Source organism: Trinickia sp. Z7 (assembly GCF_056498045.1).
Genome location: NZ_JAUEQW010000004.1, coordinates 155268 through 170048 on the forward strand (window position 1 = coordinate 155268; position 14781 = coordinate 170048).

17 protein-coding genes are annotated in these 14781 nt (G+C 66.0%); 5 read left to right on the forward strand and 12 right to left on the reverse strand.

All coding sequences use genetic code 11. The features are described 5' to 3' along the window. Window positions 1–20: 20 nt before the first annotated feature. The 6 genes from QQS38_RS09510 to QQS38_RS09535 form a co-directional block, all read right to left on the reverse strand. Window positions 21–1238 (reverse strand): pyridoxal-phosphate-dependent aminotransferase family protein, encoded by a 1218-nt coding sequence (locus QQS38_RS09510; RefSeq protein WP_479645127.1) that lies wholly within the window; start codon window positions 1236–1238, stop codon window positions 21–23. A gap of 187 nt (window positions 1239–1425) precedes the next feature. Next, on the reverse strand, window positions 1426–1977 hold the full coding sequence (locus tag QQS38_RS09515) for a plasmid fertility inhibition factor family protein (RefSeq protein WP_479645128.1): 552 nt from the start codon (window positions 1975–1977) through the stop codon (window positions 1426–1428). Between the two features lie 404 nt (window positions 1978–2381). Beyond that, window positions 2382–3692 (reverse strand): fumarylacetoacetase, encoded by a 1311-nt coding sequence (gene fahA, locus QQS38_RS09520; RefSeq protein WP_479645129.1) that lies wholly within the window; start codon window positions 3690–3692, stop codon window positions 2382–2384. A gap of 2 nt (window positions 3693–3694) precedes the next feature. Beyond that, the gene (gene hmgA, locus QQS38_RS09525) at window positions 3695–5053 is read right to left on the reverse strand and encodes a homogentisate 1,2-dioxygenase (protein WP_479645369.1); all 1359 of its coding nucleotides are present in this window, start codon (window positions 5051–5053) and stop codon (window positions 3695–3697) included. Between the two features lie 40 nt (window positions 5054–5093). Further along, on the reverse strand, window positions 5094–6449 hold the full coding sequence (locus tag QQS38_RS09530; RefSeq protein WP_479645130.1) for an MFS transporter: 1356 nt from the start codon (window positions 6447–6449) through the stop codon (window positions 5094–5096). 3 nt (window positions 6450–6452) lie between these two features. Further along, window positions 6453–6716 (reverse strand): DUF2783 domain-containing protein, encoded by a 264-nt coding sequence (locus tag QQS38_RS09535; RefSeq protein WP_479645131.1) that lies wholly within the window; start codon window positions 6714–6716, stop codon window positions 6453–6455. A 207-nt stretch (window positions 6717–6923) separates the two neighbouring features. Here QQS38_RS09535 and QQS38_RS09540 point away from each other — a divergent pair, with 207 nt between their 5' ends. Next, window positions 6924–7739, forward strand: a complete 816-nt coding sequence (locus QQS38_RS09540) for an EAL domain-containing protein (RefSeq protein WP_479645370.1) — start codon at window positions 6924–6926, stop codon at window positions 7737–7739. A 140-nt stretch (window positions 7740–7879) separates the two neighbouring features. Here the strand turns inward: QQS38_RS09540 and QQS38_RS09545 are convergent, their stop codons facing one another. After that, entirely contained in the window at window positions 7880–8707 is an 828-nt protein-coding gene (locus QQS38_RS09545) for an IclR family transcriptional regulator (protein ID WP_479645132.1), read from the reverse strand. A 99-nt stretch (window positions 8708–8806) separates the two neighbouring features. On the opposite strand from QQS38_RS09545, the gene QQS38_RS09550 reads away from it, so the two are divergent. The 4 genes from QQS38_RS09550 (at window position 8807) to QQS38_RS09565 (ending at window position 11628) form a co-directional block, all read left to right on the forward strand. Further along, entirely contained in the window at window positions 8807–9997 is a 1191-nt protein-coding gene (locus tag QQS38_RS09550) for an acyl-CoA dehydrogenase (RefSeq protein ID WP_479645133.1), read from the forward strand. 287 nt (window positions 9998–10284) lie between these two features. Beyond that, the gene (locus tag QQS38_RS09555) at window positions 10285–10587 is read left to right on the forward strand and encodes an ElaB/YgaM/YqjD family protein (protein WP_479645134.1); all 303 of its coding nucleotides are present in this window, start codon (window positions 10285–10287) and stop codon (window positions 10585–10587) included. 144 nt (window positions 10588–10731) lie between these two features. Continuing rightward, window positions 10732–11118 (forward strand): phage holin family protein, encoded by a 387-nt coding sequence (locus QQS38_RS09560; protein WP_479645135.1) that lies wholly within the window; start codon window positions 10732–10734, stop codon window positions 11116–11118. A gap of 36 nt (window positions 11119–11154) precedes the next feature. Then, window positions 11155–11628, forward strand: a complete 474-nt coding sequence (locus tag QQS38_RS09565) for a DUF3318 domain-containing protein (protein WP_479645136.1) — start codon at window positions 11155–11157, stop codon at window positions 11626–11628. Window positions 11629–11723: 95 nt separating this feature from the next. On the opposite strand, the gene QQS38_RS09570 is transcribed toward QQS38_RS09565, so the two are convergent. The 5 genes from QQS38_RS09570 to QQS38_RS09590 are packed head-to-tail and all read right to left on the reverse strand — an operon-like array spanning window position 11724 to window position 14653. Beyond that, complete coding sequence (locus QQS38_RS09570; RefSeq protein ID WP_479645371.1) at window positions 11724–12182, reverse strand: type IV pilin protein; 459 nt, start codon at window positions 12180–12182, stop codon at window positions 11724–11726. After that, complete coding sequence (locus tag QQS38_RS09575; RefSeq protein WP_479645137.1) at window positions 12182–12808, reverse strand: pilus assembly PilX family protein; 627 nt, start codon at window positions 12806–12808, stop codon at window positions 12182–12184. The genes QQS38_RS09570 and QQS38_RS09575 overlap by 1 nt, the downstream gene beginning before the upstream one ends. Beyond that, entirely contained in the window at window positions 12805–13638 is an 834-nt protein-coding gene (locus QQS38_RS09580) for a PilW family protein (RefSeq protein ID WP_479645138.1), read from the reverse strand. Before QQS38_RS09580 ends, QQS38_RS09575 begins: the two co-directional genes overlap by 4 nt. Then, on the reverse strand, window positions 13635–14069 hold the full coding sequence (locus QQS38_RS09585; protein ID WP_479645139.1) for a hypothetical protein: 435 nt from the start codon (window positions 14067–14069) through the stop codon (window positions 13635–13637). The genes QQS38_RS09580 and QQS38_RS09585 overlap by 4 nt, the downstream gene beginning before the upstream one ends. Next, window positions 14066–14653, reverse strand: a complete 588-nt coding sequence (locus QQS38_RS09590) for a GspH/FimT family protein (protein ID WP_479645140.1) — start codon at window positions 14651–14653, stop codon at window positions 14066–14068. Before QQS38_RS09590 ends, QQS38_RS09585 begins: the two co-directional genes overlap by 4 nt. Window positions 14654–14781 lie beyond the last annotated feature (128 nt).

Sequence of the window (14781 nt, forward strand, 5' to 3'; positions counted from 1 at the left end):
CGCTCTGACGCACTAACGCACTAACGCCCGCGCGCGTTCTCCGACAACGACTGCTCGAGCGCGGCGACGCCCGCCGGCAGGTCGACGCGCGCGCCGAGCTCGAGCATCGTGCGGCCGAGCGCATGAACCGTGCGAAACAGGTTGTGCTCGCGGCACTGCTCGCCCATTTGGCCGATACGGACGATCGGCAAGCCGAACGAGCCCGAGATTTCGACCTGATGATGACGCGAGATGTGACCGCAGACATCGGCGGGGCTCAGCCCAGCGGGCGTGGAAATGCCGACGACCGAGTTCAGCCGGCACGGCTCCGGGGCAAATAGCGCGAGCCCCATCGCCGAAACCCCTGCTTGCAGCGCAAGCGAGCATTTCTGGTGGCGCGCGAAGCGCTTTTCGAGCGTCTCGGCGCACACGAGGCGCAACGCCTCGTGTAAAGCCAGCACGCCCGACACGGGCGCCGTGTAGTGATAACCGGCGTTGTGCCAAAAGTTCTCCGCCAACGAGGCATCGAGGCACCAATGCGCGTTCGCTTGATCGCGCGTCTTCAGCCTCTGCCAAGCGGCGTCCGAGAATGCGACCAACGAGACGCCGGGGATCGACGACAGGCCTTTTTGCCCGCCCGTGATGACGGCGTCGATGCCCCAAGCGTCCATTTCGAGCGGCATCGTGCTCAACGTGCAGACTGCATCGACGATGACGAGTGCGCCGGCCGCCTTCGCCAGGGCCGCAATCTGCCGCAGTTGATGGTTCCAGACGGTATTGGAGGTCTCGCCTTGCACGATGGTGACGACCTCGGGCCGCTCGCGCGCCAGGGCGGCTTCGATGTCGGCCAACGCCGCGACTTCGCCGTCCGGCACGTCGAGCGTCGCGACCTGCGCGCCGCAGCGCTTGGCCATCTCCGCCATGCGCGCACTGAAGAACCCGTTCTTGATCGACAGCACGCGCGTGCCGGACCACGCCAGATTCGAGATTGCCATTTCCATCGCCGCCGAGCCGGGACCGGCCACGCCGAGGACCCACTTCGAACGCGTCTGGAAGACATAGCGCGCCATGTCCTTCACTTGCCCGATGACCTTCGACATCGTCGCGCCCAGGTGATTGATGACGATCGCGTTCGCCTTGGCAACGGCGGCCGGAATCGGCACGGGACCGGCGCCCATCATCAACAACGGTTCTTCGGGGAGGATCGCGTCGAGCGAGACGACGTCGGGACAAGGGATGGATGGCGCTGTGCTGGACATGAGGCTTGGGCGGCGATGGTTTCGAGAAAGAAAGCGGCGCCCGCCGCGAACGCAAAGCAGCGCTTCGCTTCGAAGAAATGGTGCGGTGCGGCGACGGGAAACTCGATCATTGCCCCAATTACACGCGCGTGCAAGCGTTTTCGACCGAAGGCGGCGTCGGGCGGCGCACCTGGCGGGCGCGCTCGCCCTACTCGGCCGGCGCGCCCGGCACCCGCGGCGGCAGTTCGCCGGCGGCCACGCCGGTCGGGCCGTCGAAACCGCACAGCCCCGCGAGCAGTGCAGCTTCGCGCTCATGCACTTCGACGGGAAACGCCACGGCGCCAGCATAGGCCAAATAGCGCGCCCGGTGCTGCCCGTTGCGAAAGCCGACCACGCCCTCATGCAGCATCCGTAGCCAGCCGAGCAGCCCTGGCACACGCCGCCTTTGCACCGTGACGTAGGGCATGGCGGGAATGCGCTCGTTGGCGGGATCGAGAAACGCGCGAATTCCCTTCGCTTTGCCGCTGTGCCAGTTGCCCACGGGCGGCAGAACGTAGTCGGTGTCGTCGCGATTGGCGCATTCGAGCAGCTTGCGCGCATCGACCACCACGACGCGATGGCGGCTCTGGTCGTCCTCGAACACGCGTTTCAGGCGCACGTGATCGTAGTACGGATGATTGCCGAGCGGGACGTGCCAAACCGGGCCGGGCTCGACCGAGGGCACGAGAGCAACCGCATGAGGGGATGCGGACGTAGACATGACGAACGTATGATCGTTGAACAGCGTGGCGCCTCTGCGCCCGCCCCCGGCGGTCGTTTCACCGAGGAAGTCGCGAAGACTATCGTCCGATCATGACAAATTCGTGACGAAGATGACAGTTTCGTCTGAATGTCGATGGGCGCGAGTCCCATGCAGCGGGACGGCGCCGTGACAGGACACTTGGACGCGCACGCGACGGCCGAGGCGCGCACCCACGACGCAGCAACCATCGTGCTCGGCCGGCCCGATGGAGCAACGCTCAAACCCCATCGACGGGCCAACCGCCGCGGCGAGCCCTACCGCGTTCGCACGCTTCGAGGCGACCCGGTGGGGCGATGGCGCGCTGTGCGGCGGAAATGGCACGCCCAAGCGATCGAACTCGAAGCGATTCGCCGCCCGCGCCTTCACCCGCGCGCCGGCAGAATCTTGCCCGCGCACGAGCCGAAGCCGACGCGATAACCGTCGCCTTGGCACCACCCGGCCAGCGTCAGCTCGTCGCCGTCCACGATGAACGTGCGCTTGTCTCCGCCTTCCAGCTCGAGCGGACGCGCCCCGTTCCACGTGAGTTCGAGCAGCGAGCCGAACGAATCGGGCGTGGCGCCGCTGATCGTGCCCGAACCCATCAGATCGCCCACGCGCGTGTTGCATCCCGAGATGGTGTGATGCGCCAATTGCTGCGCCATCGTCCAATACATGAACTTGAAGTTCGTGCGCGCGATGGTCGTCGCCGTATCGACGCCTTCGGGCCGCAAACGCACTTCGAGCGCGATGTCGAACGCGTGCCGGCCCGCGTGCCGCAAGTAAGGCAACGGCTCGGGGCTCTGCTGCGGCTGCTGGGCGCGAAACGGCTGGAGCGCATCGAGCGTGACGATCCAAGGCGAGATCGTCGTCGCGAACGTCTTGGAATTGAACGGGCCGAGCGGCACGTATTCCCACTGCTGGATATCGCGTGCGCTCCAATCGTTGAGCAACACCATGCCGAAGATATGCGCCTCGGCCTCGCCGCAGGCGATCGGCTCGCCCAGAGCATTGCCGCGTCCGATGATGAAACCCGTCTCCAACTCGATGTCGAGCTTGCGGCAAGCGCCATAGACCGGACGCTCCTGATCGGGCAGCTTCAGTTGGCCCATCGGCCGGCGCACCGGCGTGCCGCTGACGACGACCGACGATGCGCGGCCGTTGTAGCCGATCGGCATTTCGGTCCAATTCGGCAGCAGCGCGTTCTTCGGATCGCGAAACATCGCGCCGACGTTCGTCGCATGCTCTTTGGACGAGTAGAAATCGGTGTATCCGGGAATCTCGACCGGCAAATGCATCGTCGCATCGGCCATCGGCACGAGCACGCGCTCACGCAGCGCCGCATCGCCGCGCACCGTCGCACACTGCGCATCGAGCAACTGCGACAACTGCACGCGCACGCTGCGCCAGGCATCGCGGCCAAGGGCAATGAACGCATTGAGCGCCGGCCGAGCGAACACATCCGCCGGCACGCCATCGAGCGAGAGCAGCCCAGTTGCTTGCAACGCGGCGAGATCGACGATCGCATCGCCGATCGCAACCCCGGCGCGCCGCGCGCCATTGCGCATATCGCTGAAGATGCCGAACGGCAGGTTTTGAATCGAAAAATCGCAGGCCGGATCGTTGGCCGCTTCGAGCCAGCTACGTTTGCCCGGCTCGCGCGTCGCAGCGAGGTCATTAGTGAGATCGCGCGCCATGCTTATCGCTGCTCCGGATTGAAGTGTTTCGTCAGGCCCTGCCAGCATTCGAAGTAATCCGCCTGCAACTGCGCGCAGCCGAGCGCATAGTGCGTCGGCTTGAGCAGGGTGCGCGTTTCGAACATGAACGCCAGCGTGTCGGCCACCTTTTGCGGCTTGGAGGTGTCGATGGCGCTAGCCTTCTCGAACGTATCGGCGTCGGGGCCATGCCCCGACATGCAGTTGTGCAGGCTCGCGCCGCCCGGCAGGAAGCCTTCGGCCTTCGCATCGTAGACGCCATGCACGAGGCCCATGAACTCGCTCGCGACATTGCGGTGGAACCACGGCGGGCGGAACGTATCCTCGCCGGTGAGCCAGCGCGGGGGGAAGATCACGAAGTCGATTGCATCGACGCCGGGCGTATCGCTTTGCGATTGCAGGACGAGGAAGATCGAGGGATCGGGATGATCGAAGCTGATCGAGCCGATCGTATTGAAGCGGCGCAGGTCGTACTTGTACGGGGCATAGTTGCCGTGCCACGCGACGACGTCCAGCGGCGAATGGCCGATGTCGGCGCGCCACAGACGTCCATTGAGCTTGGTCACCAGTTCGAAGGCGCCCTCGCGGTCCTCGTAGGCCGCGTGCGGCGTCAGGAAATCGCGCGGATTGGCAAGACCGTTCGAGCCGATGGGGCCCAGATCGGGCAAGCGCAGCAACGCGCCGAAGTTCTCGCACACATAGCCGCGCGCTTGGCCATCGACGAGCGTGACGGCGAAGCGCACGCCGCGCGGCACCACGGCGATTTCGCACGGCTCGATTTCGAGCAGGCCCATTTCCGTCGCGATCCGCAAACGGCCTTCCTGCGGCACGATCAACAGCTCGCCGTCGGCGTTGTAGAAGAAACGATCCTGCATGGACCGGTTCGCGGCGTAGAGATGGATGGCGCAGCCCGACATCGCCTCGGCCGCGCCGTTGCCGGCCATGGTGACGAGGCCCTCGACGAAATCGGTCGGGGCCGCGGGCATCGGCAGCGGGTCCCAGCGCAGTTGATTCGGGGGAGTGGGCGGCGTATCTGCGAAGTTGGCGACGAGCCGTGGTTGCGCCGCGTTCTGGTCGCCGTGCAGCGCAGACGGCACGAACGGCACGAACGGCCGATGCACGGCCGCGGGGCGGATGCGGTACAGCCACGTGCGCCGGTTATGCGCGCGCGGCGCAGTGAAGGCGCTGCCCGAAAGCTGCTCGGCGTAGAGCCCATAAGGTGCGCGCTGCGGGGAATTGCGGCCGACGGGCAGCGCCCCGGGCAGCGCCTCGGTGGCCCATTCGTTCGCGAAGCCCGACTGATAGCCGGGCGCGGCATCGAGGCGAGAGAGGTCCTGCATGATTGAGTTCTCCAATAGAGCAACGAACCGGTAAAGCGCGGTCCTATACGATGGCAGGCGCTTGCACCCCGCGCCCGCGCGTCGCACCGGCAAGCACGACGACGAAAAGCGCCGAACAGAGCACGGGCGCGGCAGCCGCATGAAACAGCGCCGCATCGGACCACTGAAGCGCGATCAACTGGCCGCCGACGAGCGGGCCGAGCACCGAGCCGACGCGGCCGATGCCAAGGCTCCAACCGATGCCCGTCGAGCGCAGCGCGGTGGGGTAGTACTGCCCCGCCAGCGCATTGACGGCGGGCTGACCGCCCACGATGCAAAAGCCCGCGGCGAATACGGCGGCCAGCAACCAAGGCAGCAGGTGAGCGACGCTGCCGATGATCCCGACGAACACGACGGCGCAAGCAAACGCGCCGAACAACACGCGCACGAAGCCGTAGCGTTCGATGAGCCATCCGAGCGTGAGCGTGCCGATGACGCCGCCCGTCTGCAGCGTCGTGCCGACGAGCACAGCGGTGCCCGGCGTGTAGCCGGCCGAGCGCATCACGGTCGGCAGCCAGTTGGAGAGGAAGTACAAATCGATCAGATTCATGAAACTGATCGCCCACAGGAGCAGCGTCACGGGTGTGCGGCCTGCCCGAAACAGCTCGGCGACGGGGGCGCCCTCGTCGTTGCGCTCGCGCACGGCAAGCCGCGTGTGCGCGCCGATGGCGAGCGCCGGATCGAACTTCCTTAGCCACGCTTTGGCTCGTTCCATCCGGCCTTTCAGAACGAGAAACTGCAGCGATTCGGGCAGTGCGAACACCATGGCCACCCCGAGCGCGAGCGGCACGATTCCGCCCACGTAGAACACCGCGCGCCAGCCGTAGGAAGGAATCAGCGCCGCACTGACGAAGCCGCCCAGCGCGGCGCCCACCGTGAAACCGCAAGAGATCAGCATCATTCGCTTGACGCGATGCGCCTGCGGCGAGAACTCGCCGACGAGCGCCATCGCATTGGGCATGATGCAGCCCAGGCCCAGGCCGGTAACGAAGCGCAGAGCGATCAAGGCGGGAATCGACGTGGCGAACGGCGTCGCGAGCATCAGCGCCGCGAATGCGAGGGTCGCGCCGATCAGCACGGGCCGTCGTCCGACGCGATCGGCCAGCACCGACAGGCCCAACGCGCCAAGCAGCATGCCGAACAAGCTAGCGCTGAAGACGGGGCCGAGCGCCGCCTTCGAGACATGCCACTCGGCGATCACGCTCGGGGCCACGTAGCCCATTGCCTGCGCGTCGAACCCGTCGATGACGAGCGAGAGCGCCGTGAGCAACAGCAGCATGAAATGAAATGCGGGGTGGCGCGTGCCGTCTAGCACGCGCTCCACTTCAATGACGTCGGCTTTCGCCGGCTCGGTGTTCATCGGTTATGTCTCCGTATTTTTCTGGGCGGCTGAAGGTGAGCCGGAACCGCCGACCGGCGCGTCTTGCCGCGCCAACGCCATCGCTTCGCGCAACACGGCGATGTCGCCGATGTGGTTGGCCAGCAAGAGAATGAGCTTCGCGTTCACGAGCGCGCTCGTTTCGTCCGATAAATCGCGATGCATGTCGATCAACGCTTCGTAGAACGCATCGGGATCGATCAGTCGGGCGTCGGTGCGCAAATGGGCGCGACCCGAAGATGAGGTCATCGACGGAGCCTCCATGGGACAGGGGTGCGGTTCGCCGCGCGACGATCCGTCGCGTCGCGGAATTTACGCATAGTAAAACGAATTACGCATAGTTAAATAAACGTAAACCCCGATGGAAGAAACCGCGCAACTATCGATATAAGTATTCGGCTGATGCCGATATCGCGCAGCCTGCTACTATCGTCGCTGCGTGCCCTTTTCTTCCCGATGATCTCGCCCACTATTCCCGCGCTCGTCACCCGAGCCGCCGATCACCCCTCTCTGCGCGAATACGTCTCGCTCGACGAGCGCGAGGGGACCGCCTACGCGGGCTTTCGGGGCGTGCGGCTGGAGAGCGCTTATCAGCCGATCTTCGACGTCAGCATGAACGGGATTCAAACGTTGTGGACCTCGCCCGAGCGCGCGGACCGCTTCGGCGACGAGCTTGGGTTCCAGGGGCTGACCGAGCGGACGGACGGCGCCGCCTTCGACCCGTTCGACACCGTGGCCGACGATCGCGAACTCGTTGCGCTCGACCGGCTCGCGCGCACCCTGCACGCCATCAATTTCTTCGGGGCGCAGCGCCACGGCTTGCTGTTCTTGCGCGTTCACGAGCGCTTGCTCAAGAGCGTCAAATACGATCATGGGCAGCACTTTTCGTCGGTGCTGCTCGGGTTCGGGCTCAACCCCTCTCGCGTCGTGATCGAATTGCCGAGTGCGGCCGTCGCGCATCGCACGTTCCTCGGCTATCTGGTCAACAATTACCAGCGCTACGGTTTCAAGGTGGCGGGCAATCTGCCCAATGCGGGGCACATCTTGTCGGTGTCCGACATGGCGCGGCTGGACTTCATCAAGATCGACGGCGGCGCGGTGTTGCGCGACGCGATGGCCAAACCCCTGCTCAGTTATGCCAACCGGCTCGGCATTCCGCTGATCTTCGACCGCGTCGCCAACGAAATTCAGTTCGACTCGCTGCAGCAGTTCGGCGCCCGCTTCGTTCAAGGCCCGCTGTTCGAACCCAAGAAAGCCTGCGCCGAACGCTGAGCGGCTAAACCGCTAAGCTGCTGAGGCGCTAAGCCGCTGAGCGCTGGGCCGTTGAGCCTCTGAGCCTCCACCCCGCGGCCCTCGACACTCACCGTCCCAACGCAGGCGCTGTCCACGCGCGACTAGACGCGCGAACACCGTCAGCGCGCGTGACCCAGCCGGCGCGCCAAGGCGCGCAGACGCGGCGCAACGCGCTCGCGAAATACATCCTCGCCCATCGACGACGCCGGCCCGCTACAACTGAACACGAGCCAGCGGCCGTCTCGCGGATCGCGAAACGGCACTGCCACGGCGTTGACGTCCTCATGCCAGTCGCGAAACGAAAAGCAGCAGCCTTGCTGCGCGAACGCCGCAATTTCGCGCCGCGCAGCGTCGGCCAGCGCCGCGCCGGTCGGCCCGTCACCCGCCGCGTGCGTCAGTTCCGTGAGCAGCGCCTCGCGTTCCTCGCCGCCGATGACGGCGAGATAGGCGCGGCCCATCGAACTCGTCAGCATGGACAACCGCGAGCCCGACGCAAGCCCCAGCGTGAGCGCCGTCTCGCTGCGTATCGTCTCGAGATAGATCATGTCGAGCCCGTCACGACACCCGAGCGACACTGCGGCACCCACCTCGCGCGCCAGCTCGCGCATGTGCGAGCGCGCGAGTTCGAGCGTGTCGGTGCCCGCCAATAGGCCGAACCCGAGCGAGAGCACGCCGGCGTCGAGGGCGTATTTACCAAGCGCTTCGTCGAATCGCAAATAGCCGAGCACCGTCAGCGTATACGCCAGACGATTGACGGTTGCCTTGGGCAAACCCGTGCGCGCGACGAAGTCGCGATTGCCGAGCAGCGTGTCCCCGGGCCGAAAAGCGCGCAGCAATTCGAGCCCGCGGGCGAGCGCGACGACGAATTTGCGCTCATCGACGCCCTCTGGCAGCGCCGATGCTTCCGAGGAAGACGTAGTCAAAGAAACGGCAGTGGATGCAGCCATTGGTGGGTGATAAACTCCGTCATGTGTAATTTGCAAAACAGTGTTTCGCACAGCGGAACTTTAGTCAAGCATCTAATCAAGCATCGAAAGGAGATGACGATGGCCGACGCCGCCCGCTTCCATTGGGATGATCCGCTGCTGCTCGATCAGCAACTGGCCGAAGAAGAACGGATGGTGCGCGATGCCGCGCACGCCTACGCGCAGGACAAGCTGCTGCCGCGCGTCACCGAGGCGTTCCGCCACGAGCGAACCGACGTCGAGATCTTTCGCGAAATGGGCGAACTGGGGCTGCTCGGCCCCACGATTCCCGAGGCGTACGGCGGCCCCGGCCTGAACTACGTCAGCTACGGCTTGATCGCGCGCGAAGTGGAGCGCGTGGATTCGGGGTATCGGTCGATGATGTCGGTCCAATCGTCGCTCGTCATGGTGCCGATCTTCGAATTCGGCTCGGACGCGCAAAAGGCGAAGTATCTGCCCAAGCTCGCGACGGGCGAATGGATCGGCTGCTTCGGCTTGACCGAGCCCAATCACGGCTCGGACCCGGGCAGCATGGTCACACGAGCGCGCCAGGTCGACGGCGGCTATTCCCTCTCCGGCGCGAAGATGTGGATCACGAATTCGCCGATCGCCGATGTCTTCGTGGTCTGGGCGAAGCTCGAAGAAAACGGCTCGGACACGATCCGCGGCTTCATCCTCGAAAAGGGCTGGAAAGGACTGACGGCGCCGGCCATCCACGGCAAGGTGGGCTTGCGTGCGTCGATCACGGGCGAAATCGTGCTGGATGAAGTCTTCGTGCCGCAGGAGAACATGCTGCCCCACGTGAGCGGCCTGCGCGGCCCGTTCACGTGCCTGAACTCGGCCCGCTACGGCATTGCTTGGGGTGCGCTCGGGGCGGCCGAGGCATGCTGGCACACGGCGCGTCAGTACGTGCTCGATCGCAAGCAGTTCGGCCGCCCGCTCGCCGCGAACCAGTTGATCCAGAAGAAATTGGCCGACATGCAGACAGAGATCACGCTAGGCTTGCAAGGCGTGTTGCGTCTGGGCCGCATGAAGGACGAGGGCACGGCCGCGACCGAAATCACGTCGATCATGAAGCGCAATTCATGCGGCAAGGCGCTCGATATCGCCCGGCTCGCGCGCGACATGCTCGGCGGCAACGGTATTTCCGACGAATTCGGCGTAGCGCGTCACCTCGTGAACCTCGAAGTCGTCAACACGTACGAAGGCACCCACGATATCCACGCCCTGATCCTCGGGCGCGCGCAAACCGGGATCCAAGCTTTCTTCTGATCAAACCGGCGAACCGGAGCCGCTCGCTTCGCGAAGGCTTCGCGTTCGCTGCCCGTTCGCCGCCTCGAGGTGCGCGCGCCGCCGGCCGCCGCAACCGCTTTGCAAGTTCGCTAGGGCTGCGCGGCGCTTTCGCCTTTTGACCCAGGTCATCTCCTCACGCGATAGGACGCGCATGCTGATCATGCGTGCGTCGGGAACGGTTCATGCGGGATGCGAGCTATAGCGCGGCGCGCCGCCAAGTGACCTATCTTTGATACGATGCATGCATGAAACAAAAGGGAGCTCTAATGTCAGAAGTCAACAAGGAGAGATTGATGTCCGATATCAGAACCGTCCTCTCGGACGCCGAGGATCTGCTGAAACAGGCCGCTAGTGCGACGGGCGAGCGCGCCTCCGAGCTGCGCGAAACGGCATTGAGCCGTTTGAAGCAAGCGAAGGAAAAAGCGGCGGACGTGCAAGTCGTCGTTGTAGAAAAAGGTAAGAAGGCGGCGCGCGCCACCGACGATTACGTCCACGAACATCCTTGGACCGCTATCGGCGTCGCGGCGGGCATCGGCGTAGTCGTCGGCTTGCTCATCAACCGCAAGTAAACTCGCTCACGCGAAGGGCGGCTCGCGTCCTTTCCCCGCGAGCTTTTGCCGGATACGGCCGGCGTCGAGCGCGCATGTTCGCATGTTCGCGTTAGGCGCCGTTGCCGCACCCGGCTGTCGCATTGCATGCTTTCTCGCCAATCCATGCCAAACGATACCCATTCGCCGCACCCTAGCCACGGGCCGCTGCGCCGCATGATCTCATCGGTGTTCGCTCTCCTGCACACTCGGCTCGAGTTGATCGGCGTCGAGCTTGCCGAGGAGCGCGAACGCATCGTCGCCGTGATTTTTCTGGGGCTCGTCGCCGTGATGTTCGCCATGTTGGCCCTGATCAGCCTCACCGCGCTGATCGCGGTCGCCTTCTGGGACAGCTACCGTTGGCAAGTGCTGGCCGGCATCACCGCCGTCTATGCGATCGGCGCCGTGATCTGCGCGTTGCGCGCTCGTGCGGGCCTGCATGTCGCGCCGATCGTCTTCGCAGCCACGCTGCGCGAGTTCGAGAAGGATCGCGAGATGTTCCGTGAGCCCTGAGCACAACCGCCGGCCTTTTGGACGACCCCCTGCCCCATGAGCCAAACCCCATCGCCTAGCTCCACGCACCGCCGCAGCTCGCCGGTGCACGATTCGAGCACTCCGCAGATGCGCGCGGTCCACAAAGAGTTGCTGCTGCTGCGCGCCGAGGTGGAACGATCCGAATTCGTCCAGGCGCGCTTGGAGCTGCACCGCAAGTTCGCCAATCTGAGTTGGCTCAAGCTGCTCGTGCCCGGCTTCGGGCCCGGCCGCGCGCGCGCCAAGACCACGGGCCGCGGCGTGAATGCAACGCTGAGTGACTGGGTGCTCAGTCATCCGCTGGTCAGTTCGCTCGCGTCGGTCGTCTTGACCAAGCCGCTGCGCGCCACCGTGGCAGCCGGCGCAAAACCACTGCTGAAGTGGGGAGCGCTCGGCGCCGCCAGTTGGGCCGGGCTGCGCCTGTGGAGCTACTTGTCGTCGCGCAAGCCGAACGAGCAGGACACGGCGGACGGCGCGAGCGATGCGTCGTAGCAGGTGTCCCGTTGGCGGGCGTGTAGGCTGAGCGAGAACCCAACAAGCACACCCGAGAAGCGGCGGCTGTACGGCGCAGTTCTCTGCTTCTCTGCCTATGCCGCACGTCCGGCCCAGCACGCCTGCGCATCGACGCCCGTTGCCCGTGCATCGCGATTGGAGCGCACACCGAACTGGTCGAGCACGAACGTCCCGCACGCGTCGCCATGCATAGGCCCGCCATCGACCGGTATCGCCCAAATTTCATAGCCGCCGCGGCTATCCGCGCCCGGCACCCATTCGATGCGGTAGGCGATGCGGCCATGCTCGGGCGCCCGATCGAGGCCAGCCGGCAATGCGAGTTCGGCATGGACGCCAAATTCGGCCATTCGGACAGCCGCATACTGGGCGGCCCGATGGAGCGCGACTACCGCTTCGATACGATGACCGCGGGCCGCATAGGCGACGTATGCCGGCATCCCATAGCTCGCCAACACCGCCAGCATAGCCAATGCGATGACGAGTTCCAGCATCGAAAAGCCGCGGCGCTGCACCCCGCGCGTGTACGGTCGCATCACCGTGCGGCTCCTTCGGCAACGATGCGTCTCCACGCGCGTCGCTCGTGCTCCCCTTCCCGCCTGATCACGAGTTGCAGCACCGCTCGCGTCCCCTCATTCGCACCGAAGCCGCGAGCGGTGATCCAATAACCGTATGCATCGGCATTTCCTTCGAAGCGCGCCTCTTCGATCAGGCATTGCGGCGGCCGTGCCGATCCTGGCCAAAAAGGAACCGGCTCGTATGCGGCGAGACGATCGAACGCTGCGGCCGTCGTCCAATGCGGGGGCCGCCCGTGCGGCGCGGACATGACGGGCGCGGCCCCGGCGCGCAACGCGTCGTCGCATAACGTCAACGCGCTCTGCGCAGCCTGGCTCGCGCGCAAGTACTCATGGACATTCGCTGCGCGGCGGGTTTGCGCAATCGACGCTTCCAGCCAAGCCGCCGACGTAGCCAGCATCATCGCGGCGAGCATGAGCGCGCTCGGCAGCGCAACGCCACGATGCACAGCCGGCGCGCGTTCACGCAACGTACGCCCCTGCTTGCGCGCGCGGGCGGTCGCTTCGGCGCACCGAACGCGATCGACGCCACCGCGTCGTTCGCGCCGCTCGCACGGTCGGCCCGCACGGTCTCGTGCAACGCTCATCGCGCCACCTCATGATTGCGCACGACGACGTGGCGCAACAGAGAAAGGCGCCCCCGCCCGTCTTTGCCCTTTGCACGCCGGCCGTCGCAATCGACGAACGACGTGCCCACCGCGGGCCGCCGGCCGCGAACGACGACGCATACATCGACCGCCGCCACGTCCGCCCACTGCGCGGGTACGATCGAGCGGGCGCCGACCGGCTCGGCCGCCCCACGCAGCCAGTAGCGCAGCGACAGGCGCTCGATGCCCTCGACGAGCGGCTGCGGCGTCCTAGCGTGCCCGTTGCCGAAGCAGTAGAGCTCGGGCTCCTCCCGCCCGGGCGGCTGGGAGACATAAAACCGGTTGACGATCACGGCGTATTCGCCCTGGCGTTCGACGCCTTGCCCGAGGCAATCGGTTGGTTCGCCCGACGCGCTGGCCCAGGTGGCTATCGCGTTGTCCGCGTAGCGCACGACGATACCGTCCGAGTCCGCCGGGTCGGACGCACGAAGCACGCAGCGGAAGTCGTCGGCGGGTGCGCCCGGAACGGCCCGCATGCCTTGGCAACCGAAGAGGCCCGGCGTCACATTCGAACGCAGCGCCGACTGATCGACCGGTGCGAACCCAGCCAATTGAACGTGCTGACCGACGATCGTCAGCGCCGCCGTGCCAGCCTCGCGCATCCATGCGGCATCGGCCGCTCGCGCGAAGGCGTCGCGCTGCGATCGATACAACGTCAACGCACCGGCGAGCACGACGAGTCCCAGCGCCGCCGCGATGAGCCATTCGAGCAGCGTGTGCCCCGCTTGCAGCCGCTGCGAGGGCCGAGGCGCAATCTCGGCTGCCGTCATGGGCGGCTCGCAAACGGCAGTGCGATGCAGCGCGAAGGGGCGCCGCTGTCCAGAGGCGAACACGAGCCGTGCCGAGACGCTCGGCCCTGCTCGGGCTGGTCCGGCTCGTGCGGCCACTGCACGACGGCCGTGCCGGCGCCGCCCGCTTCGGCGACCATCGATACGCGAGCACCCGGCAGGACTGCACCGGCGCGCTCGCGCATATGAGCCAAGCGGAACGAAAGCCCTTGCCCGGCCGCCATTGCCTCGGCAACGGACGCGGCAATCCACGCTGCTTGCTCGCGATGGGCAGCCGAACCGGCGCCGCGCAGCGCCGCGAGTTGCGCGGCAGCCGCGCCCAGGACGGCACTTGCCACGAGCGAAAGCGCGATGAGCACTTCGAGCAAAGACGTGCCGGCGCGCCGCCGAGCAGGCGAAAAGCGGCTTCTCATGCTCGCGCCCGTCCGGTGCAGGCGCCGTGCTCCAGCCGCACTCTCCCACCCGCGGCGATGCGGATGCAGCGGTTCCAGGCGCCGCTCTGCCCGATCACCGTCCGGCCCGCGGCCGCGAGCTCGAATTTCCGAAAGCCGCCGATCACTTGCCCGGCCGGCGGAGTGAATTCGACAGCACCCGCAGCGGCTGCGATCGAGACGCCGGACGGACGTCGATACACACGCAGCACCTGGGCGGCACGCTCGGGGTCGACAACCACCATCCAGCCGCAGGACCAGCCCTGCACCCCGCCCGTGCAGCGATGTCCCTTCGGCAAGCACTGGGCTTGCGCATCGGCAGGACAGACGACGACACGCGTGCCGCGCGCCATGGCCTCGCCGCGCGCGAGCGTCAGACCGGCGAGCAATGCCCTAGCCGCGGCATCGATTCGGTCCCGCGTGTGCCAAGCGGAGAAGACCGGCGTCGCGATCAATGCGCTCGACGCCACGAGCACGGTGACGACCAGCAGCTCGACCAGCGAAAAACCGCCGCGCCGCGACCGGCCCCGCCGTGCAATACGCCCACACTCGGATACGCCCGGCATCTCTCCTCCTTCCCGTCATCGGCAGGAGCCCAATCTATCGCGTGAAGGCATGCGCCACCATATGCCGTTCGGCCGAATGGCGCGCGCATGCGACCAATCCGACAATGACGCGTCGTATCTATCGATTG

Coding starts and splice junctions, on each gene's coding strand:
- QQS38_RS09510 (WP_479645127.1), bottom strand. CDS start 1,238: ATGTCCAGCACAGCGCCATCCATCCCTTGTCCCGACGTCGTCTCGCTC.
- QQS38_RS09515 (WP_479645128.1), bottom strand. CDS start 1,977: ATGTCTACGTCCGCATCCCCTCATGCGGTTGCTCTCGTGCCCTCGGTC.
- fahA (WP_479645129.1), bottom strand. CDS start 3,692: ATGGCGCGCGATCTCACTAATGACCTCGCTGCGACGCGCGAGCCGGGC.
- QQS38_RS09530 (WP_479645130.1), bottom strand. CDS start 6,449: ATGAACACCGAGCCGGCGAAAGCCGACGTCATTGAAGTGGAGCGCGTG.
- QQS38_RS09535 (WP_479645131.1), bottom strand. CDS start 6,716: ATGACCTCATCTTCGGGTCGCGCCCATTTGCGCACCGACGCCCGACTG.
- QQS38_RS09540 (WP_479645370.1), top strand. CDS start 6,924: ATGATCTCGCCCACTATTCCCGCGCTCGTCACCCGAGCCGCCGATCAC.
- QQS38_RS09545 (WP_479645132.1), bottom strand. CDS start 8,707: ATGGCTGCATCCACTGCCGTTTCTTTGACTACGTCTTCCTCGGAAGCA.
- QQS38_RS09550 (WP_479645133.1), top strand. CDS start 8,807: ATGGCCGACGCCGCCCGCTTCCATTGGGATGATCCGCTGCTGCTCGAT.
- QQS38_RS09555 (WP_479645134.1), top strand. CDS start 10,285: ATGTCAGAAGTCAACAAGGAGAGATTGATGTCCGATATCAGAACCGTC.
- QQS38_RS09560 (WP_479645135.1), top strand. CDS start 10,732: ATGCCAAACGATACCCATTCGCCGCACCCTAGCCACGGGCCGCTGCGC.
- QQS38_RS09565 (WP_479645136.1), top strand. CDS start 11,155: ATGAGCCAAACCCCATCGCCTAGCTCCACGCACCGCCGCAGCTCGCCG.
- QQS38_RS09570 (WP_479645371.1), bottom strand. CDS start 12,182: ATGCGACCGTACACGCGCGGGGTGCAGCGCCGCGGCTTTTCGATGCTG.
- QQS38_RS09575 (WP_479645137.1), bottom strand. CDS start 12,808: ATGAGCGTTGCACGAGACCGTGCGGGCCGACCGTGCGAGCGGCGCGAA.
- QQS38_RS09580 (WP_479645138.1), bottom strand. CDS start 13,638: ATGACGGCAGCCGAGATTGCGCCTCGGCCCTCGCAGCGGCTGCAAGCG.
- QQS38_RS09585 (WP_479645139.1), bottom strand. CDS start 14,069: ATGAGAAGCCGCTTTTCGCCTGCTCGGCGGCGCGCCGGCACGTCTTTG.
- QQS38_RS09590 (WP_479645140.1), bottom strand. CDS start 14,653: ATGCCGGGCGTATCCGAGTGTGGGCGTATTGCACGGCGGGGCCGGTCG.